The 26,963-nt window shown below is 60.1% G+C and carries 19 protein-coding genes; 4 read left to right on the forward strand and 15 right to left on the reverse strand.

Annotation, left to right across the window (positions count from 1 at the left end; genetic code table 11):
* Nucleotides 1–79: 79 nt before the first annotated feature.
* From bcsC to BK658_RS01860, 10 genes are all read right to left on the reverse strand, one after another.
* The gene (gene bcsC / locus BK658_RS01815) at nt 80–3,556 is read right to left on the reverse strand and encodes a cellulose synthase complex outer membrane protein BcsC (RefSeq protein ID WP_123580641.1); all 3,477 of its coding nucleotides are present in this window, start codon (nt 3,554–3,556) and stop codon (nt 80–82) included.
* Entirely contained in the window at nt 3,544–4,659 is a 1,116-nt protein-coding gene (gene bcsZ / locus BK658_RS01820) for a cellulose synthase complex periplasmic endoglucanase BcsZ (RefSeq protein ID WP_123580643.1), read from the reverse strand. Before bcsZ ends, bcsC begins: the two co-directional genes overlap by 13 nt.
* A gap of 4 nt (nt 4,660–4,663) precedes the next feature.
* Nucleotides 4,664–6,946 (reverse strand): cellulose biosynthesis cyclic di-GMP-binding regulatory protein BcsB, encoded by a 2,283-nt coding sequence (gene bcsB / locus BK658_RS01825; protein ID WP_123580645.1) that lies wholly within the window; start codon nt 6,944–6,946, stop codon nt 4,664–4,666.
* A complete protein-coding gene (gene bcsA, locus BK658_RS01830) occupies nt 6,943–9,537 on the reverse strand; it encodes a UDP-forming cellulose synthase catalytic subunit (RefSeq protein WP_123580647.1) in 2,595 nt (864 codons plus the stop codon). Before bcsA ends, bcsB begins: the two co-directional genes overlap by 4 nt.
* A complete protein-coding gene (gene bcsQ / locus BK658_RS01835; RefSeq protein ID WP_123580650.1) occupies nt 9,534–10,256 on the reverse strand; it encodes a cellulose biosynthesis protein BcsQ in 723 nt (240 codons plus the stop codon). Before bcsQ ends, bcsA begins: the two co-directional genes overlap by 4 nt.
* Nucleotides 10,253–10,495: a cellulose biosynthesis protein BcsR gene (bcsR, locus tag BK658_RS01840; RefSeq protein ID WP_123580652.1), complete on the reverse strand. Its 243-nt coding sequence runs from the start codon at nt 10,493–10,495 to the stop codon at nt 10,253–10,255. Before bcsR ends, bcsQ begins: the two co-directional genes overlap by 4 nt.
* Nucleotides 10,465–12,093 (reverse strand): cellulose biosynthesis protein BcsG, encoded by a 1,629-nt coding sequence (gene bcsG / locus BK658_RS01845; RefSeq protein WP_123580654.1) that lies wholly within the window; start codon nt 12,091–12,093, stop codon nt 10,465–10,467. Before bcsG ends, bcsR begins: the two co-directional genes overlap by 31 nt.
* Nucleotides 12,080–12,271, reverse strand: a complete 192-nt coding sequence (gene bcsF / locus BK658_RS01850; protein WP_123580657.1) for a cellulose biosynthesis protein BcsF — start codon at nt 12,269–12,271, stop codon at nt 12,080–12,082. The genes bcsG and bcsF overlap by 14 nt, the downstream gene beginning before the upstream one ends.
* On the reverse strand, nt 12,268–13,809 hold the full coding sequence (gene bcsE / locus BK658_RS01855) for a cellulose biosynthesis protein BcsE (protein ID WP_123580659.1): 1,542 nt from the start codon (nt 13,807–13,809) through the stop codon (nt 12,268–12,270). Before bcsE ends, bcsF begins: the two co-directional genes overlap by 4 nt.
* Nucleotides 13,810–14,294: 485 nt before the next feature.
* On the reverse strand, nt 14,295–14,648 hold the full coding sequence (locus BK658_RS01860; RefSeq protein ID WP_123580661.1) for a BON domain-containing protein: 354 nt from the start codon (nt 14,646–14,648) through the stop codon (nt 14,295–14,297).
* Between the two features lie 721 nt (nt 14,649–15,369).
* Here BK658_RS01860 and BK658_RS01865 point away from each other — a divergent pair.
* The 3 genes from BK658_RS01865 (at nt 15,370) to BK658_RS01875 (ending at nt 17,402) form a co-directional block, all read left to right on the forward strand.
* Nucleotides 15,370–15,864, forward strand: a complete 495-nt coding sequence (locus BK658_RS01865) for a Spy/CpxP family protein refolding chaperone (protein WP_123580663.1) — start codon at nt 15,370–15,372, stop codon at nt 15,862–15,864.
* Nucleotides 15,865–16,017: 153 nt separating this feature from the next.
* Complete coding sequence (locus tag BK658_RS01870; RefSeq protein WP_123580665.1) at nt 16,018–16,506, forward strand: GFA family protein; 489 nt, start codon at nt 16,018–16,020, stop codon at nt 16,504–16,506.
* Between the two features lie 92 nt (nt 16,507–16,598).
* Nucleotides 16,599–17,402 carry a MipA/OmpV family protein gene (locus BK658_RS01875; RefSeq protein WP_123580667.1) on the forward strand — a complete coding sequence of 268 codons (804 nt, stop codon included), beginning with the start codon at nt 16,599–16,601 and terminating at the stop codon, nt 17,400–17,402.
* A gap of 27 nt (nt 17,403–17,429) precedes the next feature.
* Here the strand turns inward: BK658_RS01875 and BK658_RS01880 are convergent, their stop codons facing one another.
* The 3 genes from BK658_RS01880 to BK658_RS01890 all read right to left on the reverse strand — a co-directional run bounded on the left by BK658_RS01880 (nt 17,430) and on the right by BK658_RS01890 (nt 20,187).
* Complete coding sequence (locus BK658_RS01880) at nt 17,430–18,713, reverse strand: ATP-binding protein (RefSeq protein WP_123580669.1); 1,284 nt, start codon at nt 18,711–18,713, stop codon at nt 17,430–17,432.
* A complete protein-coding gene (locus BK658_RS01885; RefSeq protein ID WP_123580671.1) occupies nt 18,714–19,421 on the reverse strand; it encodes a winged helix-turn-helix domain-containing protein in 708 nt (235 codons plus the stop codon).
* A gap of 154 nt (nt 19,422–19,575) precedes the next feature.
* Nucleotides 19,576–20,187 carry a MiaE family protein gene (locus BK658_RS01890; RefSeq protein WP_123580673.1) on the reverse strand — a complete coding sequence of 204 codons (612 nt, stop codon included), beginning with the start codon at nt 20,185–20,187 and terminating at the stop codon, nt 19,576–19,578.
* Between the two features lie 227 nt (nt 20,188–20,414).
* On the opposite strand from BK658_RS01890, the gene BK658_RS01895 reads away from it, so the two are divergent.
* Nucleotides 20,415–21,281, forward strand: coding sequence for a universal stress protein (locus tag BK658_RS01895; RefSeq protein WP_123580675.1), 867 nt, complete (start codon nt 20,415–20,417; stop codon nt 21,279–21,281).
* Between the two features lie 83 nt (nt 21,282–21,364).
* On the opposite strand, the gene glgB is transcribed toward BK658_RS01895, so the two are convergent.
* Nucleotides 21,365–23,599, reverse strand: a complete 2,235-nt coding sequence (glgB, locus tag BK658_RS01900) for a 1,4-alpha-glucan branching protein GlgB (RefSeq protein ID WP_123580677.1) — start codon at nt 23,597–23,599, stop codon at nt 21,365–21,367.
* Nucleotides 23,596–26,937 carry a maltose alpha-D-glucosyltransferase gene (gene treS / locus BK658_RS01905; RefSeq protein ID WP_123580680.1) on the reverse strand — a complete coding sequence of 1,114 codons (3,342 nt, stop codon included), beginning with the start codon at nt 26,935–26,937 and terminating at the stop codon, nt 23,596–23,598. Before treS ends, glgB begins: the two co-directional genes overlap by 4 nt.
* Between the last annotated feature and the right edge of the window lie 26 nt (nt 26,938–26,963).

Genomic DNA, 26,963 nt, shown 5'->3' on the forward strand with positions numbered 1-26,963 from the left:
TCCGATGATTCTGACCTGTCATCTTTTCAAGCAGTTGATTTCAGGCTTTCCCAGGATGGCAAACGCCTGCTGTGACGCTCTAGCGCATATCTGCATAAGGCGAGATCGGCGTTACCGGTAGCGGTAGGTTGCCTTGCCAAGGGTCAAATGTGTAGCGCAAGTAAAGCAAGGCCCGGCTCGGGGCGTAGCCTTCGCTGTGCTGCCAGGTGATGCCGGTGCCCAGGACCAGGTTATCGGAAAGGCGACGCTCCACGAGGCCCTGGACACGGAAATTGAAGCCGTTGCTGTTACTGCCACTCTTGGTCATGGACGGGTTGTCCACTAGAGTCTTGTTCGATTGCGCCAGCAGGCTCTGCAGATCAGCTTCGCGATTGTCTTTGGGGTAGAGATCAGAGCCGTCGATTTTCGCGAACGACCAACCCACCGAGCTTTCGAGCAGGGCCGACCAGTCAGCGTTACGCCAGGCGTAGTTCACCGGCACGCTGACCGAGTAGTACTGCTGTGGGCTGTAGTAGCCGCCCTGGCCGAGTGTGTCTTCGCTTAAGTCCTTGTCGTAGCCCATGTACATCAGGGTCAGGCCAGTGCGCAGGCGCTCGTCCGCGCGTTCCACCAGACGATAGTAATAACCGCCCATGGCTGTGCGCCGTTGGTTGTTCTCAACGTTCTGCCCCATTAACCAATGACTGCTCAGGCTGGCCCACACGCCATCATCGCCGCCTTGGTCATGGCTCAGGCCCAGGGTGAAGCCGTTGGCGGTAACGCCGCCCCACTTGGTTCCGGTAACCGGATCGACCGCACCGGCATACGACACCAGTGAGTTGGTCAGGGGTCGCCGCGATGCCGTGAGGCGGTAGCCCAAGCTGTTCCAGTCACCGCTGTAAGTGACACCGCCGACCCAGTTGGACACCGTGAACTCTTGTGGCGTATGACCGAGGTCGAAGGCCCAGCGATCATCGTGCCAGCCCATGCCCAACAGGGTGCCGCGCACGCTCTGCGAAGCGCTGGTACAGCCACCCTGCGCCACCGCGCACAAGCCGAACCGGTCAGTACTGGAAAAATTGCTGACATCCAGATTGATGTCTTCGGCCTGGACAAAGCCCTGCCCCTGCGCCACCGGCGCGTCGATGCGCAGGATGGTGGTTTGGGTGGTCAGGTCCGAGACCCCCGAGGAACTGTTGTCGGTGCGCCAGGCGAGGTCATGGTACAAGTTCACCGTCGGATTCTGCTTTTGGTACAGCTCGTCGACGTCGCTGCGGATGCTGCGCTTCAACCAGTCATCGCTGTCCCTGGCACGGCTGGCCAAGGTCATGGCACGGTTGTCGCGCGGTTCGACCTGTTGCGGTTCGATCATCGTTGCCGCGCCCATGCTGCGCGCATAGTCATCCAGAGCCCGCTGCGGCTCTTCTCGGGACAGCAGACGCGCCGCATCCCGATAGACCAACGGATCACTTTGCGGGGTATTGAGCAACTGCGCGAACAGCGCGTTCGCACGCGTCTTGTCGCCCAGCGACGCCCAGGCATTGGCCAGCCGGCGCTGAAACGACACATCAGCCGGTACCGGCGTCGGCACTGCCATCAGGCTGACCTTGGCGGCGTTCGGCTGACCGCGGGCGATCAGCACTTCGCTCAGGCCGAGTTGGGCCTCGGCATTTTTCGGCACGCTGGTCAGCACTTTGCGATAGCGGCTTTCGGCCTGTACCAGGTCGCCACGCTGCTGAGCCCAGTCGGCCAGGGTCAGGTAGTCGTCAGTGGTCGGCGCGCGCATCAGCAGCGCTTCGGCCTGGGCCTCATGGCCGCCGTCGCGTAGTGCCCGGGCCTTCGCGAGCAACTGGCGACGCTGCAGACGAGCCCACAGCTCGTTCATGTTGTCGCTCCAGGCGGTACGGGGAATCTGTTGCAGACTGCCCATGGCATCGCCGTCACGCTCGGCATTGGCCAGAAACAGGCCGTGGGCATAGCGCGCCTCGGTGTTCTGGCCCTGACGTTGTAGCAGCCAGTGGAAGCTTTGATCGGCCTCGGTATTGAGGCCCAATTCGCGCTGGGCATTGGCCAAGCGGTACACCAGCCAGGGATTGTCCGGGTCCAGCACGCGAGCCTTGCTCAAGGCTACCGTCACCTGCGCCCAATCGCTGCGCCGGGTAGCGTCATCGGCCTGCGCATTAAGGCGATCCAGCATCAGCCCCCGACGCACGCTTTGGAACTCTTGCTGCTCTTTGGGCGTCAGGCTGTCGAGGTAGTGCTCGGCCTTTTCCGGTGATTGCGACTGGTACAAGCGGACCATCGCACGCACCACGCTTGCATTGCCCGGATCGAGCTTGCGCGCTCGCACCAGCAAGGCTTCTGCGGTGATGTCATCGGATTCGCCCCGGGCAGCGTAGGACAAGCCGATCAGCGGCGCAGGATCGTTAAGCTTGGCTTGGTTCGCCTGGCGGTACCATTTTTTTGCAACGGGATAATCCTTTCGCTCAAGGGCTTCATCACCCTTTTGCAGCAGCATCCACTGATAGTTGGCAGCCTTGAGATCCTGCCACTTGGTCATCCAGAAGGTGTCCTGCTCGATGGACGAGGCTTTGACGAAAGCGTTGTATGCCGCTTCGTGCTTGTTCTGGCGCATCAGCGAAACACCCAGCGAGCCCAGCAGGCTGGAGTCTTGCGGGTAACGCTTGATCGCCCGAAGCAAACTGGCTTCAGCGCCGACGTTGTCGCCGGCCTCGAGCAATGCCTTGCCTTTGACTCCGGCCTGCCAGGCCGGATCAGCCAGGTATTGCTCCTGCTCTTGCAATTGTTTAGTCGCGTCAGGGCGCAAGCTGGTATTGGGGTAGAGGTTCAGAAACGCTCGCCAGCCCTGCGCGGTTTCGTGCCCTACCGGTTGTTTGAGCCAATAGTTGTATTCGCGCTCGGCAGCGTTGTTGCTGGCGTTCGGATCGCCAGCCAATTGATGCAGGACGTCCAGCGCCTCGGGATCACGCTTTTCGGCAAACAGCAGGCCGGCCAAGGTCTGGCGCAGCGGGGCATTGCCGGGGTACTGCCGATCCAACTCGCGCAACTGCTCTATCACAACCGGACGCTCGGCCTTGATGCCGCTACGCACGTTCAGATATTCCAGAGCTGTGGCAAAGTCCGGCATATCATCGCCGAACAACTGTCGATAGGCCTTGACCGCGTCTTCGGAGCGGCCGGCGACGGCCAGCAGGCGCGCCTCCTGCAGAGCCCTTTGACCGTCGGCACCATGCATTTTCAGCAAGCTCTCGGCCTGACGCAGGGCCGCCGTGCCTGGCGCCTGTTGGCGCAGTTGGGCGACCAGGCGTTCGGCTTCCGGTTGATTTTTTTGCAGCAGTGCCTGGCGGACTTCGACAACTTTCACCTGCGGATTGTCCGGGGCGATCAGTTCCAGACGAGCCAGCGAGTCATGCACCAGGTCTTCGCGGTACAGCGCCTCACCAATGCGGACCTGCTCCAGCAGCCATTGCTGCTGGTCGGGCGGGCTGAGAGGCTGGCCCAAGGCGACCCCATAAACGCTGCTCAACAGCAGCCCGAAACCGGTCATTTTGTGCATGCGGCAGTCCAGTTTGGCACGAGGTGTCCGTTCTTATCGAAGCGATAACGTTGTTGGTCCCAACCCTGCCCGAACAGCGTCAGCGATTGGTTGTAATAGGCATCTGCCAAGGGTGGCTCTTGTTGCAGGCGTTGGCGTTGGGCCTTGAGGGCATCCACACTGTCCGGGCTGGCAGCCAGCAAGGGCAGCAATGCAGCACTGAAACCAACCGGGCCGGCGCCATTATCGAGACCGGTGAGAGTGTCGACTTTTTCCGGAACGTGGCCCAGCCGCGCAGTCAGGTCCAGCATGGGTTTGAAGTGTTCGATCAACCCGGTGCGCCCGGGGGCATCCTTGTCCAGCATGCCCAGCCAGAGGTAGGCACGAATGGCGTCATAGCTACCAACGCTGCCTTTCTGACTGTCCACGGCCCAACCCTGCCCGGGTTTCCACAGTTGCCAGTCGGGTGCCAGGCCCTTGGGCGAGCTTTCGATCAGTAGACGCTCGGTGTTGCTGGCCAGCTCCGCCCAGATTGATGCTTCCTGGGCGAAGCGGGCCAGTAATTGCGGCGGCAGATAGCTGGCATTCAAACGCCAACCCTCGGCATTATCGAATCCGGTGTCGCCGGGCAGCAGCATCAGGCCCAGGCCCGGTAGCTTGCGCAGGCTTTGCGCAGCACTGCGCCAGAGCAGGTTGCGGCCCAATGCCAGGTAAGTCGGTTGATGCCATAGACGCCCGGCTTCCAGCAGACTGTAGGCGATCCACAAGTCGGCGTCGGTGGCGTTGTTGCTATCAAGTACCTGCCAGCGGCCAGCTTTGTCGCGCCCCCACTGCCACGCCGGAAGCTGCCGGTTCAGATCTCCCCCGGCCAGGTTGTCCTGGGTCCAGCGCAGCACCTTGGCGAAGCTTTCGCGGTCATTGCCCAGCAGGGCGAAAAACAGCCCATAGCTCTGTCCTTCAGACGTGGAAATCAACTGCTCCGAAGAGTGGTCAATTACCCGTCCGTCCGGGCTGAGCATCGCCTGGCGATAATTCTGCCAGGCCGGCCAAGCGCATTCAGCAGCGCCGGCAAAACCAGGCGCTATGACAATCGCGGTCAAAGCCAGCGCGAAGAAAGCCTTCACCCGACTACTCCTGACCAGCCAGGCGACGACGGGCAGCCCAACGTAGTGCGCGCCACAGCAGGAACGCTGTCAGCAGCACACTGATGGTGGCCATGACCGCCAGCAGGATCGGGTGCTCGGACAATTGGTACCAAAGCAGCAACCACCACGGAAGATGGCCGACGAAGTACTGCTGGCCCACCCAACTGCTGTCTACGCCACTGCTGCGGATCAGCGTCACGGAACCGGTAACGGCGTCCATTTTCCCCGTGTCGCCCAGGGTGTCGCGCAGCAGTTGGTAATCGGCGTCATCGCTCGCCAGCAAGGCTACGATGCTGCGCTGTTGGTGATACGGCGACTGCAAGCCGACGATGGCGGCGATCGGTGCCTGGGCGCTGACGTCGACGCGGTTGGCTCCCACGTCGCGCTCATCGCTGAACTGGCCGGCGCGGGCCGACTTGCCGCTCTGCTCGTTGGACGGTTTGAGTAGCCAGGCACGCGTCTTGTCCAGCACCAGATTGGCATCGGCACCATCGCCTACACCCGGCGCCATGGCGCCGAATACCAGCAGATCGGCATCCGCCCTGGCGTCGTCCCAGTTGTTCGAAAGTTGAAGACCAAACGCTGGCAAGCCTGAGCGCGCAGAGATTCCGGCAAGGGTCTCGAACACCGTACTCAGTTGCACCGCGCTACTGTGGGTCGGGACCATCACCAGGGTTTCCGACAGGTCAGCCATGCGGCTGTATGGAAAACCACCTCGGGCAAAAGCGCGCAGGTCGGGCATGGCGATGTAGTGATAGTAGCCGGAGAGGTCAATGGTCGACTCTTCATCGATCACGGCCTGGTTGTTCACCGGCAGCGAAGTCTGGCAACGGTCGCGCTGGGCACTGCTAAAGGTGCTGGCGAAGTTGAAGTCGAAACGCAGGGTATTACGATCGCCAATCTTCAGTGCCGGCACCAGCAGCTTGTCGCTGAGGTTCGCCGACTCGTTGGACAACACCGCCAGGCGCAGCTCCTCCAGACGGCTGTCGGTCTTGCTTAGCAGCGGCAAGCTGGTGATGAATTGGTTGTTCAGGCTGATGGTCAAGCGCGACTCGTCGTTGACCAACGGTGGCGTATAACGAAACTTGGTTTGCAGCGGGATCCCCTGGTTACGCCAGACAAACAGGTCAGGCGGCAGATTCACGTCCACCGTGATGGGCCGTGGCTGCAGCCCGTTGGCCTGAAGCTGCTCGGGGTATTTGATCAACTCGGCGAAGCGTACCGAGCGGTCCGTGCGCATCCAGTTCGGCGCGTCATAAGGCACCCGAGGCTTGAGCTGCTCGACCTTGTTGACGGTCACGCGCGAGCCACGGAACGTGCCTGCACCCAAGGCCAGGGCGCGGGCAGCCACAGCCAGGTCATCGTCGTTGCGACCCAGCACCAGCAACATCTTGCTGTAGGGATCCTGCGGGTTGTCGATCATCTGTACAACGGGCGCATCCACCACCGGGAACAACTTTGTGTCAGCCAGGAAGGACGGGCGATGATCGTTGGTGGCAAAGACAATGACCGACTTGGTGCGATGGCGTTCATCGGCGGGCGGCAGCTGGTCGAACAGCACGGGAAACTGTGCACCACGCCAAGTGGCCTGGCTGCCGAAATAGGACGCCAGGATCCCGGCTGCACGCTGCTCGCCCAAGGTCGGCGCAGCAGCGAAGACCAAATTGATGACCGGCTTGTCCTGGCCTCGGGTGTCGAAGAAAGGCATCGGGAAATAGGCCAGGTCGTTCTTGAGCGTTAGCGCCTGCTCCTGCAATTGGATCTGACTGCCGCGCCCCACGTTCAACCATAGTGTGCTGTTGGCCGGATCTTCGCAGACATCGGTGTAGTGGCCGACGAACTCCAGGCGTACGCGGTTGAAGTCCGCAATCAGGCGCGGGTCCAGGGCTACCGATTGGTTGACCCTCTTACCCAACTGATCCTTCTCGATCGGCACAACGCTCATCAGTACGTCGTTGAGGTACACGCGTAAATGCGAGACCTGTGGCAGCAGCGAAGGCGACGGCGTGTACTCCAGCTGCAGTTTCGCGTCACTGGCAATGCGATCGCGGCGCAGGCTGAATTCGATCTGGTCGCTATTGTGGATACCCAGCAACAGGCTGTCGGCGGGACGGCCGAGCTGTTCGAAGCTGTACGCAGTGCTCCAGCTCGGTACGTTACTGACCACGACCGGTGCGACAGACACAGGTGCAGTGGCGGCCTGGGCGTAACCGGCGACCAGGAGCGCCAGACTGACAACAAGGGGTTTGCTGAAGTAGCGGCTCATGGTGCGCTCACTGATGGGGAGTTGGGAACTGGGGCAGCAACTGGCATGCGCGGCAGGAAACTGACCAACCAGCGCAACATCCGCAAAGGTGGGCCGGCGATGCGGCGGATCCAGGCAGGCAGGTATTCGTAGAGGCGGTAGTAACCGGTACCGCCAAGTTTGAGAATGTCCAAAAAGCTGTGCAGCGGGCGATCCGGGGTGAATTTCTCGCCCCAATTAAGCCACGCGTCGGCGCGGGCAAACGTGCACTGCACAAAGTCGATTTTCTGTTGTGCATTGAGGCCGGTGAAGCTGATGCCGATGAAGTTCTTGTGGCTGCGGCTGATATAGCCCGGGAACAGGAATTCACGAGTGCCGCGCTGCATCATCAGCGAGATGCTCCCGCCCACCGCCAGCGACAGCGAAGTGTCGAGCTGGATACCTGCGCCACCGTCGGAATAGTCCTGCAGCATGCCTGGGTAACAGTGACCACTCTCAAGGCGCACTGCAGCGGGCAACTTGACGTATACCCGGTGGGTCTGGCGAACCTGGCGCACTTCAGCAGCGACCGCCATGGCGCCCCCGATGATCAGCAGGTTGTAGACCACCCAGAGAATACTCACCACAACGGTGACAATTTCGTCGCGGGGGCCGCAGAACAGACGCCAGACAGCAAAACCCAGGCCGGTAATGTTCAGCAACGCCAGTAGCAAGTACGGCTGGGCGATTTTCCAGTCAAACTGGTTCTGCTCCATCAGGCCGCCCTTGGCGGTGACGTTGAACTTGCCCTTTTTGGGGTTGAACAATGCCACGGTGGTGGGGCGCGCGATGTACCAGGCCAGGACGGTCTCGTACACCTCCCCCCAGAAAGTCCGACGATAGGCGCCCTGCATCCGCGAGTTGGTGAGGCTTGCGTGGATCATGTGTGGCAGCACGTACAGCAGGATCATCAGCGCCGGGGCGTAGATGATGTAGGCATGCAGGAACAAAAACGCCAGCGGCGCCATCAGAAACACCAAACGCGGCAGGCCGGCCAAAAAGTGCATCATCGCGTTGGCGTAACAGATGCGCTGGAAGACGGTCAGGCCTTTTCCGAGCAAGGGGTTGTCGGTGCGGAAGATCTGCGCCATGCCACGGGCCCAGCGAATGCGCTGGCCGATGTGCGCTGACAGGCTCTCGGTCGCCAGGCCAGCCGCTTGCGGCAACTTGATATAGGCCGAGTTCCAGCCGTTGCGGTGCAAGCGTAGCGCCGTGTGGGCGTCTTCGGTAACCGTCTCGACGGCAAAGCCGCCGATCGCGTCCAGCGCGCTACGCCGCAGCACCGCACATGAGCCGCAGAAAAACGCTGCGTTCCACATGTCGTTGCCGTCCTGAATCAACCCGTAGAACAGCTCGCCTTCGTTGGGGTGCTCGCGGAATACATTGAGATTGCGCTCGAAGGGGTCCGGTGACAGGAAATGGTGCGGGGTCTGCACCAGCGCCAGTTTCGGATCACGCAAAAATCCCCCGGTGGTCATCTGCAGGAATGAGCGCACAGGTATGTGGTCACAGTCGAAAATGGCGACCAGTTCGCCGTTCAGTTGCTTCAGCGCGTGGTTGAGGTTACCGGCCTTGGCATGACGATTGTCGCTGCGAGTGATGTAGCCCACCCCTACTTCGGCGGCGAACTGGCGGAAACTCTCGCGTCTGCCGTCATCGAGAATGTAGATGTTCAGCTTGTCGGCCGGCCAGTCGATGCCCATGGCCGCGTACACCGTACCTCGCACGATTGACAGGTCTTCGTTGTAGGTCGGGATCAACAGGTCGACGCTGGGCCACAGGCGCGTGTCGCGCGGCAGCGACGCCGGTTTGCGGCCCAAGGGCCAGCACGTCTGGATGTACCCCAGGATCAGCACTACCCAGGAATAAGTTTCGGCCACCAGCAGGATCATCCCGCACACCAGGTCCAGTGGCTGGTTCCAGTTCAGGGTCGAGGTGTAGCGCCACCACAGGTAACGGCACGAGACGATGGTCGACAGTACCACCATCAACAACGTCGGAAAGCGGCCCGGAACCCGTCGCACCAGCATGGCCAGGCCCCACAGCAGCAAGACGAATACCAACTGGGCGACGTAGCCGAAGGGCTCGGTGATGCACAGCAACGTAAAAATGAAGGCGACGACACCGATGGCCGTGTTGACCAATCGTTGGTTGTGACGATCCAGGCCTTTCCACCAATGGCTGCTCTGACGAATTTGCTGGCTGGCCTCGGCGCGCCGGGGCAACTCTTCCAGCACCTTGCCAATCCGCGTCCACAGCCGCAGGTACAGCGCTCCGACGAGCTTGAGCCAGGCTGGAGTCGACAGCGTCCCCGCCCGCGGCCTGGCCGGGCGAACCAGCAGTAGCCAGAGGCTTTGTACCGCATAGCGCAACGGATCGCCCAGGCTCGGAGCCTTGTTGGTCAGTTGTGGATACCAGCGCTTTGGCTGATCGAGCACCGCGCGCCAGCTCGGTGACTCCAGACGCAACAGCAACCACGCCAGGGCGTTCATTGTCGCCAGCAGCAGTGCAACTGGCGGCGCACAGTCATAGCGCCGACGCAGGTGAGCATAAGGAAAAACGCGAGCGATCATACTGTCCCCAAGCGTCGGGTCAGGCACCAGGTGGCCAGGCTCAGCACATCCTGGGCAACCAGACTGGCCTCGGCATAAGCCCCCACCGGCATCTTGAACGCCTGGGCTTCGCGCATCGCTTCATCCTGATGCACGTTGAGAGGCAGCAGGCGGGCACCATATTGTTTGCGCCAGATCAGCAGCAGGTCGCGCTGCAATTGGCTGACCGGGTCGAAGCGGTTGATCAGCAGGTGCTCGCGGGGGGCTTCCTCCTGCTGCAACAGCACGTGGCAGGCAGCGTCCGCCTCGACAATCTGCAGGCGCAACGCACAGGGTCCGACAAAAGCATGACCGGGCAGTCGCAAGGGCACATCGAACAGGATCCAGTCAAAGTGTTCGGCAAGGCTGGCCTGTCGGCGGCGCCATAGATTCGGCTCGTTTAGCAGGCGCTGCTCGATGTGATCCTGCTCTTCCCGTTTCAGGCGGCCGTAAGGCAACACACTCAATCCCGGTTCCACGGTCCAGGCCTGGGTGTTCCAGCCCTCCCCTTCGATCATGGCGCGCGCCCAGCCACCGCGCTCGCCGAAGCTGACATTGAAGTGCAGGCGAAGCAGGTTTTCCGGACACATGTCGACCAGCAGCACGCGCTCGCCCAGACTATGCAATGCATAGCCGGTGGCCGCCAGCAGCGAGCTGGTGCCAACACCGCCGCGCAGACCACGAAGACTCAGTGCGGTCACGACAGCATCTCCAGTCCGGACTCACGTATCATCGGCAGGACCGCCGGCTGCAGGCGTTCCATCTCCGCCAGCAGCGGCCAGCGATGCAGGGCCTTTTGCAATTCGATCTGTGCGGATGTGTCCACGTAGTCCAGTTCGGGCAGCTCAAGCTCCAGTTTCAGGCGGGCGATGTCATCGGCACGGTCCGCACGCGACTGCACCCGGGCCTTCACTTGAAGCGCTGTGGGTAAGGCAGCCATCCTGCTTTCTCCTTGATTCGTATGTAAGGTTTTCCGGCGTAGTCAACGACCACCGTGCCAGCGTTTTCAGAGACTGCCGCCGTTTGCGGCAGATTGCTCAGCAGAGCCGACCAGTTGAGACCCTGGCCATCCGCCTGGGGCTGGGCGCTATACAAGCGACTGATGATTTCCGACAGAGCCAGGAAACTGCTCGGTTCGGTGATGTGCAGTGGCGCAGCACCGGGGTTATGCCCCATGCCCACCAACTTGATTCCAACCGGTACGTGGGTAATGGACTGGCTCGGGATCTCGCGCATGCCGGCTATCTGCATACGGTCGCCATGCAGCGACGCGCCATGCTCCGGCACGATCACCACCACTACGCGACGGCCACTGAGTTCCAGTTGTTTGATGAAGCCATTGAGGTCATCGATCAGCCCTTGGGCAAGCGGTTTGTAATCGCTGCTCCTGGTGCCGCCATCAGCGGTCAGCACACGGTTGCCGTCATGCAGCGTGGTGGTGTTGTAGAACAGCGCCACGCGATCGCTCTTTTCTGCTTCGCGGTGCTTCCACCAGGTATCCAGTACCTGCGCATCGCGCAGGATCGGCGAACCGTCGAAGCCCACCAAGGCACGCGGCAATTTGCTGGTACTGATCGCGGGACCCGGTAATGACCCTTGGGCGCGGACTTCGTCAAGGAAGCCTTCGAACTGCCCGGTGTGGTTGAGCATGACTTCGCTGGAAAAGCCCAGCTTGCTCAAGTCGTCCATCAACATGCACTGCTCCGGGGCCGTGCCATAGAGCTGATTGTGCGGGACCTGCCCACAACTGGCGCGCAACAGGCGGATCGCCGCCGGGCCGCTGTAGGAAGTGGCCGAGTTGAAGCTGTCGAAAATAACGTCCATCTGCCGGAACAACGTGTTATCGCGCAGCCCCACGGATTCCAGATCATCCCAGGCCATGGAGCAGATATTGATCAGCAACAGGTCGAAAGGCTGCGCTGCAGAAGTCGCAGGCTTGAACTCCACCTGCCGTCCAGCCTCGGTGCTATAGAACTTCTGCAGGTAGGCTTCCAGTGTCGCACTGTCCGGGGCGGCCGAGCTCACCGCTGCGATGGGAGCGCCACTGGCCGACACCGCGACCGGCTCATTGCTGGTGCGCAGGGCCAGCACATTGGCACTGGCCAGCCAGGCTAAACCCAGCACACTCAGAGTGGTCAGGCGCAGCCAGTGCCGGACGAAGGCATAGACCACCATCAACACAGCCAGCAGCGCACACAGGTTCCAGTCAATGAAACGACCCACCAGCTCGACCACGTATGCACCGCTGAAATCCAGCACGCCTGGCTGGTCCAGCAAGCGGCTGAAAGGGGGCAGCCAGGTGTCCTGGTAAAACAGCGCAACACCCACGGGGATCGCAATGACTGTACGCAGGATGCGTAGATAACGATGCGGCAACGGCAGCAGCAACGCCGCCGCGAATACCAGGTTAGGCAATACCTGCAGGTTCAGGTAGCCCGCCCACAGCAATACGAACTTGAGGATGAAATACAGATTCCACGGACCCAGGCCCGGCCAGGCGCGCACTGACGCCAGGTTAATGACTTCAAACCGGCTCATTGGGCTCGCTCTGGACAGGGGCGCGACGACGCACACCACGGGATTTCAGGTAACGCGGGGGCAAGAGACCCTGCACGACAGACAGAAAATGGCGACCGAACCTGATCAGTACCACGATCAGTGCCAGGGTCAGCAGGCTGCTGAGGCCAATCACCTGGATCAGCTCGGAATAACTCATGAACAAGAGTCCGTAATGGGCAGTGTGGTGCGTTGAGGCGAATAGGCAACACGGCCGGCAGCTTCGGCGGAGCTACCGGCCGTGCGTTCTTCTGCCAGAACGAACGTGGGAGGCAGCAAGGGCGCCGCGAGGAAGTCCTCGCGCGGCAACGCTTCAACGCCGGGGAGAATCTGGAAGCTACTGAAGAGATCGCGCCAGGCCAGCCTGCAGATATTCCCCAATGCGGGTTCCAGTCCGTCCGCGCGACAGGCAAACAGGAACAGATAAAAGGCACCGTTGACCACGCAGGCGACGTCACCGAAACGACGCAAGCCGATTTGACTCAAGTACTGCTCGATTTCCAGGCCACCGCGCGGCATCAGTTTGAGCAGTTGGTGGCTGATTTCTCCAGAGGCGCCACCATAGACGCGCTCCACCATGCTGATGAATTCCTGGGGCGTTAACAGGCCGCGCTCGGTGGGCGGCCGCAGACGTTCGAATAGCGATTGGAAGTCGGTGGTGCGGCTCCGCCGCCAGGTCTGGCCCTGGGCGTTGTCGATGATGCTGAAGAAGTGCGCCAGCGTCGTCCCATAGGGTACGGTGATGTTGGCGCCGCAGGACACCAGCAAACGCTCGTCCCGATAACGCAGGCAGGGCTCCATCTCGCGTACGATGATCTTCAGCGCGATACCGCAGCGCTCGCGCAAGGTGTGAATCTGACGGGCCAGCTCTTCGACCTGCAGGTTGTTGTCAATGGCCACGATGATGCTGGCAGCACGAGCGTGACTGGCTTGTTCGAGCAAATCCTCACGGTTCTCGAACAGCCTCCACTGATCCGACAACGGCGGCGAGCCTTCAAGCACAGAACGCTGCGTCAGGTAGATGCGCTGGTCATCGGTATGGGTCAGTTGCACATTGGTCTGTTCATAGACCGAGAGCGCAAAACCGTCCACCTGCAACTCGAGCTCGAACTCCTGCCCGCTGCACACGCCCCGTTCGCTGTGCCAGTAGTGCAATTGATAGCGAATACCACCATCACGGCGATAGAGCTGAGCGAGCCCGGAGATCGTATCGTTGAGCCGCAACAAACCTTCATGCAACTGAGGCGCCTGGCCATGGCTGATCACCAGCAGGGAGCATTGGCGTCCGCCCAGCCATTGCCTCAGGGACCGGCAGCAATGCCGCAGCTCTGGCGCGACGTCACTCTGCCATGCGCTATCCGGCAGCATCAGCACAATGGTAGTGCCAGCAACCGGAGCAGCACGGGCAAGCTCGCCGACCAGTGATTTGAGGGTCAGGCCGATGTCGTCTTTTTTGATGTCAAACAGCTTCAACTGAGCAGGACCGGCATCTGCCGCCAACTTCTGGGCCAGGTCCTGACTTGAATGCCCGCAGCACACCAACATTCCTTGCGCATCGGCCGGCATCGCTGCCAGGCACTGGACCGCCAGCGCGGCAGAATCGCTCTGCTGATCCACTGCCACCCAATAAAGGCCGCCGTCGCGTAATAGTATTTGTTCATCTCGCAGATGACGGATGCCTAAGGTGACCTGACTCAAATGTAGTTCCCTTCCCTTTGAACCGGATGCGATGCGACGAGCACCTTCTCTCCGACACAGCGTTGCAAGGGAGTCACTTTTCTGACACCCAGTATCAGCGCACCGAGCAAAGCTCAGTATCGGACTTGGTCAGCAAATAGGATGCCGCATTGCCAAGCAGCTCCCAGTGATGCTCAGGGAGCGAACTTGCAAGGCAATATGGAGCGGCCAGAAAAAACGAGACGCTGCTTTTTCCGCCGTTCACCACCCCCCTAGACTCTCTTGTTACCTCGGCAATGGCGCGCAATTGTGATGATGCCGGACTGCCACTGTCAATAAGTCGTAACGAACATGATCAAATATTGCGAGAAGACGGTAAAACCCAATATTTCCGCCATTTTATTGACGATCAAAGGGATGGCGTCCCTATCATCCTGCCATACCCGATGTACCGCCCTGCGCCGCGCTTCCCAGCCGGGAGCGCGGCGCTCACACGATTGCCAGCATCATTTGTCATCCATCTTTCTGTCCGACGATTGCGGCCGATACTCGGTGCTTTCTTCAGCATTGGGCGCTTCGGGGAGATGCCCCGGAGTGAACACATGAGTCAGCAGGTCTTTGGCATCGATTTCGTTGACACCACTCACCGAGCGGGCGAGTTCTACCACCCGCTCGCATTCTTTATGGGTGTTAACGCGACCGCTCAACGCTACCGTACCGGCATGGGTTTTGACATTGACGTGCATGCCGAGAGTCGGCTCTGCAAATGTCAGCGCCGATTTCACCCGGGTAGTAATCCACGCGTCGTGAACGGCCATTCCCAGATTATGAGAGTAATGCTGGAAGGAGTGAGTTTTCATAGCTGGACCCTCTCTCGTGTCATCGACAGATTAATTATAGTGCGGCCGTCGTGGTCCGAGCGCTGTCCCCCAGCGCATCCGCTTTAGTCGCTCTGTACCGGGCGCAAGAGTGCGCTACCGAACAGACCCGCGCCGGTCGCTGAGTCAATCTAGCGTGAGGTAGATCGCTGCCAGGTCAGAACGGTCACGATCCTCCTGCTCATCCAGTGGACGGTGGGGTTCAGTGATTCCCTCATCCAAAGAGGCACGACTCATGACTCAGTATTCGCAAGTACCTTTATACCGACGACTAGCAGTAATGCTCGTCGCTTTCACGGTGGCAGCTGCCGCGCTACCGGCACAAGCACAACACGACTATCAGCGGGACGGCTACGGCCGGCAGGTTTACCATCGCGACTATCGTGGAGGCCATGACAACCGTCGTGACTATCGCGGCGGTGGTGGTGACTATCGTGGTAGGGGCGGCAGCGATTTGGGAGCGGTACTCATTGGCGCAGTCGTGGGAGCAGCGGCCGCAAGTGCGGTGCGGGCGCCGCCCGCCGTGATTTACCGGGAACCCCCTCCGCCACCACCACCGGGAGTCAGGTACTACTATCCCAACACGTACAATTCCAATGGCTATTAAGCTGCGCAGCCACCTGAAACCCGAGCGACCGCCGCTCACACTGATATATCCCATGCAGCGGTCGTCAATCCGACAACTCAATCCGGATATAACGACATGAACAACTTCGTACTGAAAGCGGCTATGCCAGCAGCGTTGATGCTGGCATTGCTCACCACTTCTGTCTCGGCACAAACGACGGCTGCCAGCACTCCTGCCGAACAGTCACAGAAGGCTGCCACTCACACCAAAAAGCACATGGACGTTGTAGAGAAGAGGATCAGCGAACTACACGCCAAGCTGAAAATCACCGACAAGCAGTCAGCACAATGGGATGCCTATGCGCAAACCATACGCGACAACGCACACAATGCTGATACAGCCTTTATGGAGCGTGCGGAGAAGCTCTCATCGTTAAGTGCCGATGATGCGATGGCAACCTATGCCAAATTAGCCCAATTGCACGCAGACAATATGCAGAAGCTTGCAACGGCGTTTAGCGCTCTGTATGGCACCTTTTCCGATGTTCAGAAAAAAAATGCCGACAAGCTGTACCGCAATGAAGAGGAGAAGCGGGAGGACCGGCACGAAGTTGCGAAAAAAACTCAGTGATATGCCACGACCTTCAACCAGGCGAACCGGCCGCTACGGGCTCGGTTCGCACTGGAACGCTGCGACCCGCAGAGGCTGATGCCAAGGGCTGAAGTATTGCTGAACTGCTAGGCTGTTCCAGGAAGTCCGCGCGACCTTTTGGAGATTTGCCCCATGCAGCTTGAAGGTTCCTGCCATTGCGGCGCGGTGTCGTTCAGCCTGAACAGTGCCCACCCCTACCCGTATCAACGTTGTTATTGCTCGATCTGCCGCAAGACTCAAGGCGCTGGCGGCTACGCAATCAACCTCGGCGGCGAGGCGAAAAGCCTGAAAGTCCGCGGTCGCAAACACATCTCGATCTATCACGCACGCCTCAAGGATGACGGCGCCCGGCGAGCCCACTACAGCAGCGCCGAACGGCACTTCTGTTCGCTCTGCGGCAGTGGCTTGTGGTTGTTCAGTCCTGAATGGCCCGAGTTGATTCACCCCTTTGCTTCGGCCATCGACACCCCGCTGCCGGTGCCGCCGGAACACACACACTTGATGCTCGGTTCAAAAGCCTCGTGGGTCGAAGTCGAACTACATCCCGGCGATCAACAGTTCGAGGTCTACCCGCAAGAATCCATCGCCGAGTGGCACGAGCGGCTGCACCTGAGCCGTTAACAGTCTTTGACAGTTTCCCGACAAAGCTCTCAAAGATTGCACGCCTGAACGTCCCTAGCATGGGCGGTATCCTAATCCCCGCCGGGTGTCTCATGCTTGCTCTGAAAAACCGCAAAACTTTTTGTCTTTCGCTGACGTCCATCTGCCTGCTGGCCTCGACCGAGCACTTGCAGGCCGAAGACTGGCATTACAGCATGCAGGCGGGTGTGGCCAATGCGCCACGCTACAGTGGCAGCGATGAACGCGTGAACGCGCCGCTGTTCGGCGGCCAGATTGTCAGCCCTTATGGCATCTTCCTCGACACCGAACGTGGTCTGGGCTGGCAGAACGAATGGGGTGACCTGGCATTCAGCACCTACGTTGGCCTGAGTGAAACGCGCAAGGACCGCAAGTCGAGGTTCAAGGGCTCGAGTCGCCTGGATGGTATGGGCTCGATCAAATCCCGCCCGCAACTGGGCGCCAGTATTCACTACACCTTGGGCGAGGTGGTTGTCGGCGCCACCCTGGAGCACGCGCTGAAAAAGAGCGATGACGACCGCGACACCGACTCCGCCTACAACCGGCTGGAGCTGAGTATCAGCACCAGCCTCTATGAAGGCGAATACGGCAGCCTGGATGGCAGCCTCAACAGCGTGTTCGGTGATGCCGACTACGTGCGGACCTGGTACGGCGTGAGCACGACCCAGGCGTCACGCAGCGAGTTCCGGGCCTACGCCACCCACGGCGGGATGGTCAGCCGAGGCGCAGCGTTGACCTGGTCAGTGCCGATCAATGATCAAACCGAATTCTCGACTTTGTTGGCAGTGCAATATCTGAATGGCGATGCAGCGGACAGCCCGATCGTCGAACGACGGATGCAGACTTCGTTGGCCGGCCAGGTGAAATACAGCTTCTGATCGCGCAGGAGCTGCCGAAGGCTGCTCCTACGCTGGTTTAACATTCGCCCAGGTCATGCGAAACGACGCGCCGCCCCACGGCGAATCACTGACGTCGACCTTGCCGCCGTGCGATTGCGACACCCGCCAAACCAGCGCCAGGCCCAGACCGAAACCGCCGGTGCGACGGTCGCGACTGGTGTCGAGTCGCGAGAACGGCTCGAAAATCTTCTCGCGCCTCTCCAGCGGCACACCGGGGCCATCGTCGTTGACCAACACTTCATAGCCGTGTTCACCCTGCGCTAGCGAGACCTCCACCCGCCGCTCGGCGTAGCGAATGGCATTGCGCAGCAGGTTGATCACCGCCCGCGCCATAAAGCGCGGCTCGATCCGCACATAGTCGACCTCACAGGCGCGAATCGACAGCTGCACACCAGCCGCCTCGGCCTCCAGGGCAACGCTGCCGACCACACTGTCGAGCCAACTCTGAGCCTGAATATTTTCGAGACTGATCACCGTGGCACCACGCTCAAGACTGGCGTAGGTCAGTAATTCGGAAACCATCTCTTCCAGCTCACCGAGGTCGGCGTACATGTCGGCAATCAGCGCTTTGCGCTCGCTCGGATCGGCCTGTTGCTTGAGTTGATCGAGTTCAAACGACAAGCGCGCAATCGGCGTGCACAACTCATGAGACACCGCATTGGTCAGCTCGCGCTGATTGGCAATCAAGCCTTCAATACGCGCGGCCATCTGGTTGAAATGCTCGGCCAGGACGCGAATGTTCGAGCGTTTGGACAACTGAATGCGCGAGGTCAGATCGTTATCGCCGAAACGTTGCGCGGTCACTCTGATCAGTTCAAGGTCGCGCCAGTGCGGTCGCACCCAGAAGTACAGGACAAAGGCCAGAAACACGCCCAGTAAAGCGTAGGCCCAGACATACAGCCACTTGGGTTCCTCCGGGAGTCTGATGTTCAACAATTGCGGGCCGCCATCGATGTTGGCGATAAACTCGTTGAAATCCCCGCGCACGACCAACAGACCGTCAGCCAGCAGTTTTTGCTCTCGCTCAGAGAGACTCAGCTCACTGCTCTGCACCAGCTTCAGGCGCAGGCCGTAGTGGGTTTTCAGCTCCGCCAGGCGCTCATCACGCGCAATGCCGGTGACCGGACGGAGCAGTTCGACCAGGCTGTAAGCTGGCCTGCGCATGGCTTCGCGGTTATAGGTCTCGTTGGCCTCGGGCAACAGCTCGTCAAAAATGTAATTGACCGTCCAGATCGCCCCTGCAAAGCCAAAGGCAAGAACGACGTACAGACGCAGAAACAGCCTTAACATCTAGAGTTCCCAGGCAAATGGATTGAACAGATAACCCTTGCCCCAAACGGTCTTGATGCACACCGGTTCCCTGGGATTGTCCTTGAGCTTGCCGCGCAATTTGCTGATGTACACATCGACGCTGCGGTTGAGTCCGTCAAAAGCGATGCCGCGCATGCGATTGAGGATGTCATCGCGGGAAAGAATCTTGCCGACGGCGCTGGCCAGCAACCACAGCAGTTCGAACTCCATGGTGGTCAGCTCGATACTCTCACCCGCCAGCCGCACCTCGCGGCAGCTGCGATCAATCAGCAACCGGCCGAACTCCAGCGAGCCGCGCACTGTGGTTTCCGGTGTCTGGCGACGTTGCAAGGCACCCAGCCGGGCCAGCAACACCGGCGGCTTGATGGGTTTGATGACGTAGTCGTCGGCACCGGACTCCAGGCCCAGGATGTGGTCCAGGTCGTCTTCCTTGGCCGTGAGGATGACAATCGGCGTCTCGGACACGCTGCGGATCTCGCGGCATACATGCAGGCCGCTCTGGCCAGGCAGCATCAGGTCGAGCACGACGACCTTCGGCTTGAATTCGAGAAATGCGGCCAGCGCCAGATCACCACGGTGCACAGTCCGCACCTCGAAACCATGTTGGGAGAGGAAGTGCGCGATCAACCCCGCGAGCTTTTCGTCATCCTCAACGAGCAGTACCTTGCCAAACGCCTGGTTGTCCATAAGTGCCAATCTGTGAGCCGATGATTGAGAGCGCGCATTATGGCGCCAATCTCACCCTCAACCGACATGCCAGACAGCAAAAACCGGCCTCGTGGGCCGGTTTTCAGAGAACTTTCATGTTCTTAAGAGTTTTTAACAATTTGCCTGATTTCTTTCACAGACTTGCCACAGGCACGCCACTGTGGAAACGGAACTCGACGTCCGGGGACTCGATCAGCTCCTGTTCGGCGGCGCGCACCTTATCAATCACCTGAGCAATGTCCTTGGCGTCGCCATACTGGTAAGCCAGCTTCAGGTATCCTTGGAAATGCCGCGCCTCGCTTTTCAGCAGGCCGAAGTAGAACTTGCCGAGTTCTTCATCCAGATGGGGCACCAACGCTTCGAAACGCTCGCAGCTGCGCGCCTCGATAAACGCCCCGACCACCAGTGTATCGACCAGTTTGACCGGTTCGTGGCTGCGCACCACTTTGCGCAAACCCGAGGCGTAACGACCGGCGGACAATTGGCGCAGTTCGATCTTGCGCTTTTTCATCAGGCGCATGACTTGCTCGTGATGTACCAACTCTTCCCGGGCCAGGCGTGACATCAAATTGATCAGATCGACATGCGAATGGTACTTGGCGATCAGGCTGAGCGCGGTACTGGCAGCCTTGAACTCGCAGTTCTTGTGGTCGATCAGCAGGGTTTCCTGGTCGGCCAGTGCGGCCTGAACCCAGCCATCGGGCGTGCGGCAACCAAGGAATTCGTGAATTTCAGGAAGGATCATTGGCTCACTTCCGACAGTTCAACAGGACCATTGGGCAGGACAGCGACGATTTCAGAGTTCAGTAACATGAGGCTCACGGGCAATAGGTTCACAACGAAGGGGCCCGATTATACGTGCCTGCCGACAGACCACCAGTCGCGGCACTTGATATGCATCAAGACCCGAGTTCACGACCAGCAACTATAGTTGTGCAACGACGTGTTTTTCATTCATCGGAGATTCCGACCATGCAAGCCATCCGCAGCATCCTGGTGGTCATCGAACCCTTGCCCGAGGAGAGCCTGGCCCTGAAACGCGCCAAGCTGATCGCCGGGGTGACTCAGGCGCATCTGCACCTGCTGATCTGCGATAAAGAGCATGATCACTCGGCGCTGTTGAGCGTGCTCAAGGCCAGCCTGCAGGAAGACGGCCATAGTGTCACCACCGAGCAAGCCTGGAACAAAAGCCTGCATGAAACCATCATCGATGTGCAGCAGGCCGAGGGTTGCGGGCTGGTGATCAAGCAACACTTCTCGGACAACCCGCTGAAGAAGGCCCTGCTGACCCCGGCGGACTGGAAACTGCTGCGCCAGTGCCCGAGTCCGGTGTTACTGGTGAAAACCTCGAAACCGTGGACCGGCGGGACGATTCTGGCGGCCATCGACGTGGGCAACAGCGACCCCGAGCACCGCGTGCTGCATGCGAGCATTGTCGATCATGGCTTCGACATCGCTCACCTGGCCAAGGCCCATCTGCACGTCATCAGCGCCCATCCGTCGCCCATGCTCTCGGCGGCCGACCCGGTGTTCCAGCTCAAGGAAACCATCGAGGCCCGCTACCGCGAAGCGTGCAAAGCGTTCCAGGCCGAGTTCGACATCGACGATGAGCACCTGCATATCGAAGAAGGTCCGGCCGATGTGCTGATTCCCCACATTGCGCATAAATTGCAGGCGTCGGTGACCGTCATCGGTACCGTGGCGCGTACAGGGTTCTCGGGGGCCTTGATCGGAAACACCGCGGAAGTGGTGCTCGATTCGCTGGAAAGCGATGTGCTGGTGCTCAAACCACAGGAAATCATGGATCACCTGGAAGAATTGGTGACCAGCGGCAAGTAAGCTCAAGCGATTGCGGCTCCTGCGCAGGATCACAATCCCTGCAGGAGTCGGCAATCGAAGCCAGGCAGTACGTCAGCTCAACATCAACCCTCTGGACGCAACATCAATACCGCCAACGGCGGCAGATTCAGTACCAGCGACAAGGGTTGGCCGTGGCTGCCCTCCTCTTCGGTCATCACGCCGCCGCCGTTGCCGTAGTTTGAACCGGCGTAGATCCCCGCATCGCTGTTGATCACTTCATTCCAGCGCCCGCCAATGGGCACGCCAATCCGATAGGCCGGACGCGGCACCGGCGTGAAGTTCGCCACCACCAGCACCGGCCGCCCTTCCTTGCTCCAACGCAGCCAGGCATAGACACTGTTCATCGCGTCATCGCCAATCAGCCATTGGAAGCCCTGCGGCACATCGTCCTGTTCGTGCAGCGCCGGCTCTTCGCGGTAGAGCTGGTTGAGGTCAGTCACCAGTTTTTGCACGCCGAGGTGTTCCGGGTATTGCAGCAAGTACCAATCCAGCTGCTGATCGTGATTCCATTCGCGCCACTGGCCGAACTCACAGCCCATGAACAGCAGTTTTTTACCCGGGTGCCCCCACATGAAACTCAGGTAAGCGCGCAAGTTGGCGAACTTCTGCCAGCGATCGCCGGGCATCTTGTCGATCAGCGAATGCTTGCCGTGTACCACTTCGTCGTGGGAAATCGGCAGGATGAAGCGCTCGGACCAGGCGTAAACCAGGCCAAAGCTCAGTTCGTTGTGATGATGGGCGCGGTAGACCGGGTCCTGCTGAATGTAATGCAGCGAATCGTGCATCCAGCCCATGTTCCATTTGTAGTCAAACCCTAACCCGCCATGCTGCGTGCCCTGGCTGACGCCCGGCCAGGCCGTGGACTCCTCGGCAATCACCAGCGCACCAGGAGCTTCGAAGTCGATCACGTCGTTGAGATGGCGGACAAAATCGATGGCTTCGAGGTTCTCCCGACCACCGTGGCGATTAGGCACCCACTCGCCGGCCTTGCGTGAATAGTCGCGATACAGCATCGAGGCCACTGCATCGACCCGCAGCCCATCGACGTGAAAGTGTTTGAGCCAGTGCAATGCCGACGCCAGCATGAAGCCATGCACTTCGGTGCGTCCGAGGTTGTAAATCAGCGTGTCCCAATCCTGGTGAAAACCTTCCAGCGGGTTGCCGTACTCGTACAGCGCGGTCCCGTCGAACTGCGCGAGGCCATGGGTATCGGTGGGAAAATGCGCCGGCACCCAATCGAGGATCACCCCGATGTCGGCCAGATGGCAGGCGTTGACGAACGCGGCAAAGTCACTGGGCGAGCCGTAACGGGCGCTCGGGGCAAATTGCGATAACGGCTGATAACCCCAGGAACCGCCGAACGGGTGCTCCATGACCGGCATCAGTTCGATATGGGTAAACCCGAGTTTCTGCACGTAAGGGATCAGACGCTCGGCCAGCTCGCCCCAATGGTATTGGCGCGCCACTTCACCAACGTCGTCCACTTCGCACTGCCAGGACCCCGCATGCAGCTCGTAAATCGACAGCGGCGCGCTCGCGTGGTGGCGCTCGCCGCGCGACTGCATCCAGTCCTGATCCTGCCAATCGATACGCAACGGTGAGGCGACTTTCGAGGCAGTGTCCGGCGGTAGCTGTGTCGCCAGTGCCACGGGGTCGGCCTTGAGTGGCAGAATCCCATGGGCACCGAGAATTTCGTACTTGTACGCCTCCCCCGCCTGCAAGCGCGGAACAAACAGCTCCCACACGCCGGACGGATGACGCAAGCGCATCGGGTGACGACGACCATCCCAGACGTTGAAATCGCCGACCACCGAGACCCGCCGGGCATTTGGCGCCCACACGGCAAAACGTACGCCGTCGACACCCTCGACATTCTTCAACTGCGCCCCCAGACACGCACTGAGATCCCGGTGATTGCCCTCGGCGAACAGATACAAATCCATCTCGCCCAACAACGGACCGAAGCTGTAAGGATCCTCTGCGGTCTGCTCGCCGCCAGCCCACCGAGTGCGCAACAGGTAAGCCCGAACCTGGTCAAAATGCCCGACGAACAACCCCGGTACTTCGGTCGGGCTCAAGCTGCCGAGTTCTTCGCCGGAGTCACGGGCAATCACCTGCACGCTCAAGGCGTCCGGCAGGTAAGCGCGAATGAACTGACCGCCGACCCCATCCGCATGGGGCCCGAGTATCGCAAAGGGATCCTGATGCTCGGCACGCACCAGCGCCTCGATGTCTCGCGCCGCCGGCAGCAGCGTTTCTTTCACCTGTCCCTGCTCCCTCAATGATGGCTCCGTCATGACTGCTCTCCACTCACATAGGAAAAGGGTTTGAGTCCACTCAACAACCCGTATAAACCGTGCAATGGCACAGGCAACCAGGCGGGACGATTTTCGGCTTCATACCCCACTTCATAGGCTGCCTTCTCCAGGCAGAACAACGCCAGTGCGGCGTCTTCGGCCTCTGGATCCTGCCAGGCATGAGCAAGACTAGCTGCTGCCTGCCGATACGCCTGAACAAACGCTGCCGTGGACTCACGCAAGTAACGTTCCGTTACCCGTTGACGTGCCGCCAGCGTCTGCGCGGTGCCATCGACCCCTTGCCCGTCCAGGGCCATTGCTGCCGCGTAATCGAACGAACGCAGCACGCCGCTCACATCCTTGTACGGACTGTGTTTACCCCTTCGCTCATGCAACGGCCGCGCCGGCTCCCCCTCGAAATCGATCAGGTAGGCGTCGCCCTTGATCACCAGCACCTGGCCCAGGTGCAGATCACCGTGGACACGTATCTGCAAACCACCCACCGCTTTTTCCGCCAGCTCCTGAATGTGCCTGAGGATGGTTTTCTTCTGCTCCTGCAAACGCACCACCAACACTTGGTCCCCCGGGCTCAGCCGGGCCTGATGCTGTGTGAGCAACTGCAAGGCATGCTCCAGCTGCGCACCAATCGCTTTCGCCAATGCCTGCTGATCCTTGTGCGTGCTGACCCGCAAACCAAACGCCGGGTTGTCACCGGGCGCGGCCAATAGCTGGTGCATTTCCCCGAGCCGTTGACCGAGCATACCAGCGAAATCTTTCAATTCACCGAGCGCGTTGTAGTGCTGTTCCTGCTCGGACATGGCCTCGGCCAACTCATCGCGAATTGCCCGTTCAAGGTTGTTCTGGGTCCATTCCCAGGCATCGCCCTGATTGCTCAGATACCCTTGGGCGATCATCAGCAGAGTGTCTTCACCTTGCAGATCTCGGCGAATCACCGAGCCGAGCAGCGGTGAAATATGCTTGAACCCGGCGGCCGTCAGGTAGGCGCCCATCTCCAGTTCCGGATGCACGCCACTGGCGACCTTGCGGATCAGCTTGAGTACAACGCTGCCGCCAATCACCGCGGAGCTGTTGGATTGCTCGGCCGACAAGTAGCGCACATCGCAGTCAGCCTCCAGATTGAGGTTCAGCAGCCCGGCAGTCGGTTCGAAACGAATTTCGCCGTCACTGGCGTCCAGCACAGTGTGCGCCTGCATCGCCTGGATCACCGCACGAATGAAGCTGTCGAGGCTGAACGCGTCCGTCACCAAGCCCACCTGCCGCCCGCGCCGCACTCGTGACAACGCCAGTTGCTGCGGCAATGCGGCGCCCACCTGGTCTTCAGCCAGAAACCCGAACGGCAGTTGGTAACGACTGGTCTGACCGTCGCTGACCACCTCGATTTCGCTGAACAGCACCGGATGCAGCGGATCACCAAAACGCACACCGTAAGCAATGTGCACCGTTTCGATACTGGAGTCCTTGCCGGCGAACCAACGTCGATTGTGCAACCAGCTTGGCAGCGCGCTTTGCTCCAGAAGGGTGCGCGATGGCGCCTCGAGCAGCTCTTCCATGCGCTTTTTTAGTACCAGGGTGGTGAAGTCCGGCAAGCTTTGCGCAGGCTCGACGTGCCAGCTCGGCATCTGGTTTTCCGCTGCCAGCACAAACCAATAAAAGCCGTACGGCGCCAGGGTCAGCAGAAAGTTGAGCTGGCCAATCGGCGGGAATGCATTGCCGCCGAGCATTTCCACGGGAACCATTCCAGCGAAGGCCGAAAGGTCCAGCTCGGCCGCTTGGGCACTGCGCGAAACGTTGGCCACGCAAAGGATGATTTCGTGTTTACCGTCATCACCGGTGTATTCACGGGTATACGCAAGAATCCGCCGGTTGCTCGGCGAGAGCATTTTCAAGCTGCCCCGACCAAAGGCCTTGGACTGCTTGCGGATCGCCAGCATGCGCCGGGTCCAGTTCAGCAATGAATGCGGGTCGCCAGCCTGGGTTTCGACGTTCACCGACGGGTAGCCGTAGAGCGGGTCCATGATCGGCGGCAGCACCAGACTCGCCGGGTCGGCGCGGGAGAACCCGCCATTACGGTCGATCGACCACTGCATCGGTGTGCGCACGCCATCGCGGTCGCCGAGATAGATATTGTCCCCCATGCCGATTTCGTCGCCGTAGTACAGCGTCGGCGTCCCGGGCATCGACAACAGCAGGCTGTTGAGCAACTCGACGCGGCGCCGATCACGCTCCATCAACGGTGCCAGACGCCGGCGAATGCCGAGGTTGATTCGCGCGCGGCGGTCAGCCGCGTAGTAGTTCCACAGGTAATCGCGCTCCTTGTCGGTGACCATCTCCAGGGTCAGCTCATCATGGTTGCGCAGGAAAATCGCCCATTGGCAGTTGGCCGGAATCTCCGGAGTCTGGCGCAGGATATCGGTGATCGGAAAACGGTCTTCCTGGGCCAGCGCCATGTACATGCGCGGCATCAGCGGGAAGTGAAAGGCCATGTGGCATTCGTCGCCGTTATCGCCCTTGGTATCTCCGAAATACAGCTGCGTGTCTTCCGGCCATTGATTGGCTTCGGCCAGCAGCATGCGATCCGGGTAATGGGCGTCGATCTCGGCGCGAATCTGCTTGAGCACCGCATGAGTCTCGGGGAGGTTCTCGTTGTTGGTGCCGTCACGCTCGATCAGGTAGGGAATCGCATCCAGGCGCAGGCCGTCGATGCCCAGGTCCAGCCAGTAGCGCATCACTGAGAGCACGGCTTTCATGACCTGCGGGTTGTCGAAGTTCAGGTCCGGTTGATGCGAATAAAAACGGTGCCAGAAGTATTGGCCGGCCACTGGGTCCCAGGTCCAGTTGGACTTCTCGGTGTCGAGAAAAATGACCCGCGTGCCGTCGTACTTTTGATCGTCATCGGACCAGACATAGAAATCCCGCGCCTTTGAGCCTGGCTTGGCCTTGCGCGCCCGCTGAAACCAGGGATGTTGATCGGAGGTGTGGTTGATGACCAGCTCGGTGATCACCCGCAAGCCTCGATTGTGAGCCTCGGCTATAAAGCGCTTGGCGTCGGCGAGGGTTCCGTAGTCGCGGTGTACGCCACGGTATTCGGCAATGTCGTAGCCATCGTCGCGGCGTGGCGAGGGGTAAAACGGCAGCAACCAGATGGTGTTGACGCCCAGATCGGCGATGTAATCCAGTTTGGCGATCAAACCGGGAAAGTCGCCGATTCCGTCGTTGTTGGAGTCGAAATAAGACTTTACGTGAACCTGATAAATCACCGCATCCTTGTACCAGAGCGGGTCGTTGCTGAAGGTGGCTGACCTGGGTTTCTTCGCCATTGGAAACTCCTGCTCGATTCGATGAG

Origin of the sequence: Pseudomonas brassicacearum, assembly GCF_003732175.1 — a bacterium.
Lineage (GTDB): Bacteria > Pseudomonadota > Gammaproteobacteria > Pseudomonadales > Pseudomonadaceae > Aquipseudomonas > Aquipseudomonas brassicacearum_G.

What these genes read in the sequence shown, in the direction of transcription:
- BK658_RS01865 (WP_123580663.1), top strand. Translation starts at nt 15,370, where the DNA reads ATGAACAACTTCGTACTGAAAGCGGCTATGCCAGCAGCGTTGATGCTG.
- bcsB (WP_123580645.1), bottom strand. Translation starts at nt 6,946, where the DNA reads ATGAGCCGCTACTTCAGCAAACCCCTTGTTGTCAGTCTGGCGCTCCTG.
- BK658_RS01875 (WP_123580667.1), top strand. Translation starts at nt 16,599, where the DNA reads ATGCTTGCTCTGAAAAACCGCAAAACTTTTTGTCTTTCGCTGACGTCC.
- BK658_RS01880 (WP_123580669.1), bottom strand. Translation starts at nt 18,713, where the DNA reads ATGTTAAGGCTGTTTCTGCGTCTGTACGTCGTTCTTGCCTTTGGCTTT.
- bcsA (WP_123580647.1), bottom strand. Translation starts at nt 9,537, where the DNA reads ATGATCGCTCGCGTTTTTCCTTATGCTCACCTGCGTCGGCGCTATGAC.
- bcsC (WP_123580641.1), bottom strand. Translation starts at nt 3,556, where the DNA reads ATGCACAAAATGACCGGTTTCGGGCTGCTGTTGAGCAGCGTTTATGGG.
- bcsG (WP_123580654.1), bottom strand. Translation starts at nt 12,093, where the DNA reads ATGAGCCGGTTTGAAGTCATTAACCTGGCGTCAGTGCGCGCCTGGCCG.
- BK658_RS01885 (WP_123580671.1), bottom strand. Translation starts at nt 19,421, where the DNA reads ATGGACAACCAGGCGTTTGGCAAGGTACTGCTCGTTGAGGATGACGAA.
- bcsR (WP_123580652.1), bottom strand. Translation starts at nt 10,495, where the DNA reads ATGGCTGCCTTACCCACAGCGCTTCAAGTGAAGGCCCGGGTGCAGTCG.
- BK658_RS01870 (WP_123580665.1), top strand. Translation starts at nt 16,018, where the DNA reads ATGCAGCTTGAAGGTTCCTGCCATTGCGGCGCGGTGTCGTTCAGCCTG.
- BK658_RS01895 (WP_123580675.1), top strand. Translation starts at nt 20,415, where the DNA reads ATGCAAGCCATCCGCAGCATCCTGGTGGTCATCGAACCCTTGCCCGAG.
- treS (WP_123580680.1), bottom strand. Translation starts at nt 26,937, where the DNA reads ATGGCGAAGAAACCCAGGTCAGCCACCTTCAGCAACGACCCGCTCTGG.
- BK658_RS01890 (WP_123580673.1), bottom strand. Translation starts at nt 20,187, where the DNA reads ATGATCCTTCCTGAAATTCACGAATTCCTTGGTTGCCGCACGCCCGAT.
- bcsF (WP_123580657.1), bottom strand. Translation starts at nt 12,271, where the DNA reads ATGAGTTATTCCGAGCTGATCCAGGTGATTGGCCTCAGCAGCCTGCTG.
- BK658_RS01860 (WP_123580661.1), bottom strand. Translation starts at nt 14,648, where the DNA reads ATGAAAACTCACTCCTTCCAGCATTACTCTCATAATCTGGGAATGGCC.
- glgB (WP_123580677.1), bottom strand. Translation starts at nt 23,599, where the DNA reads ATGACGGAGCCATCATTGAGGGAGCAGGGACAGGTGAAAGAAACGCTG.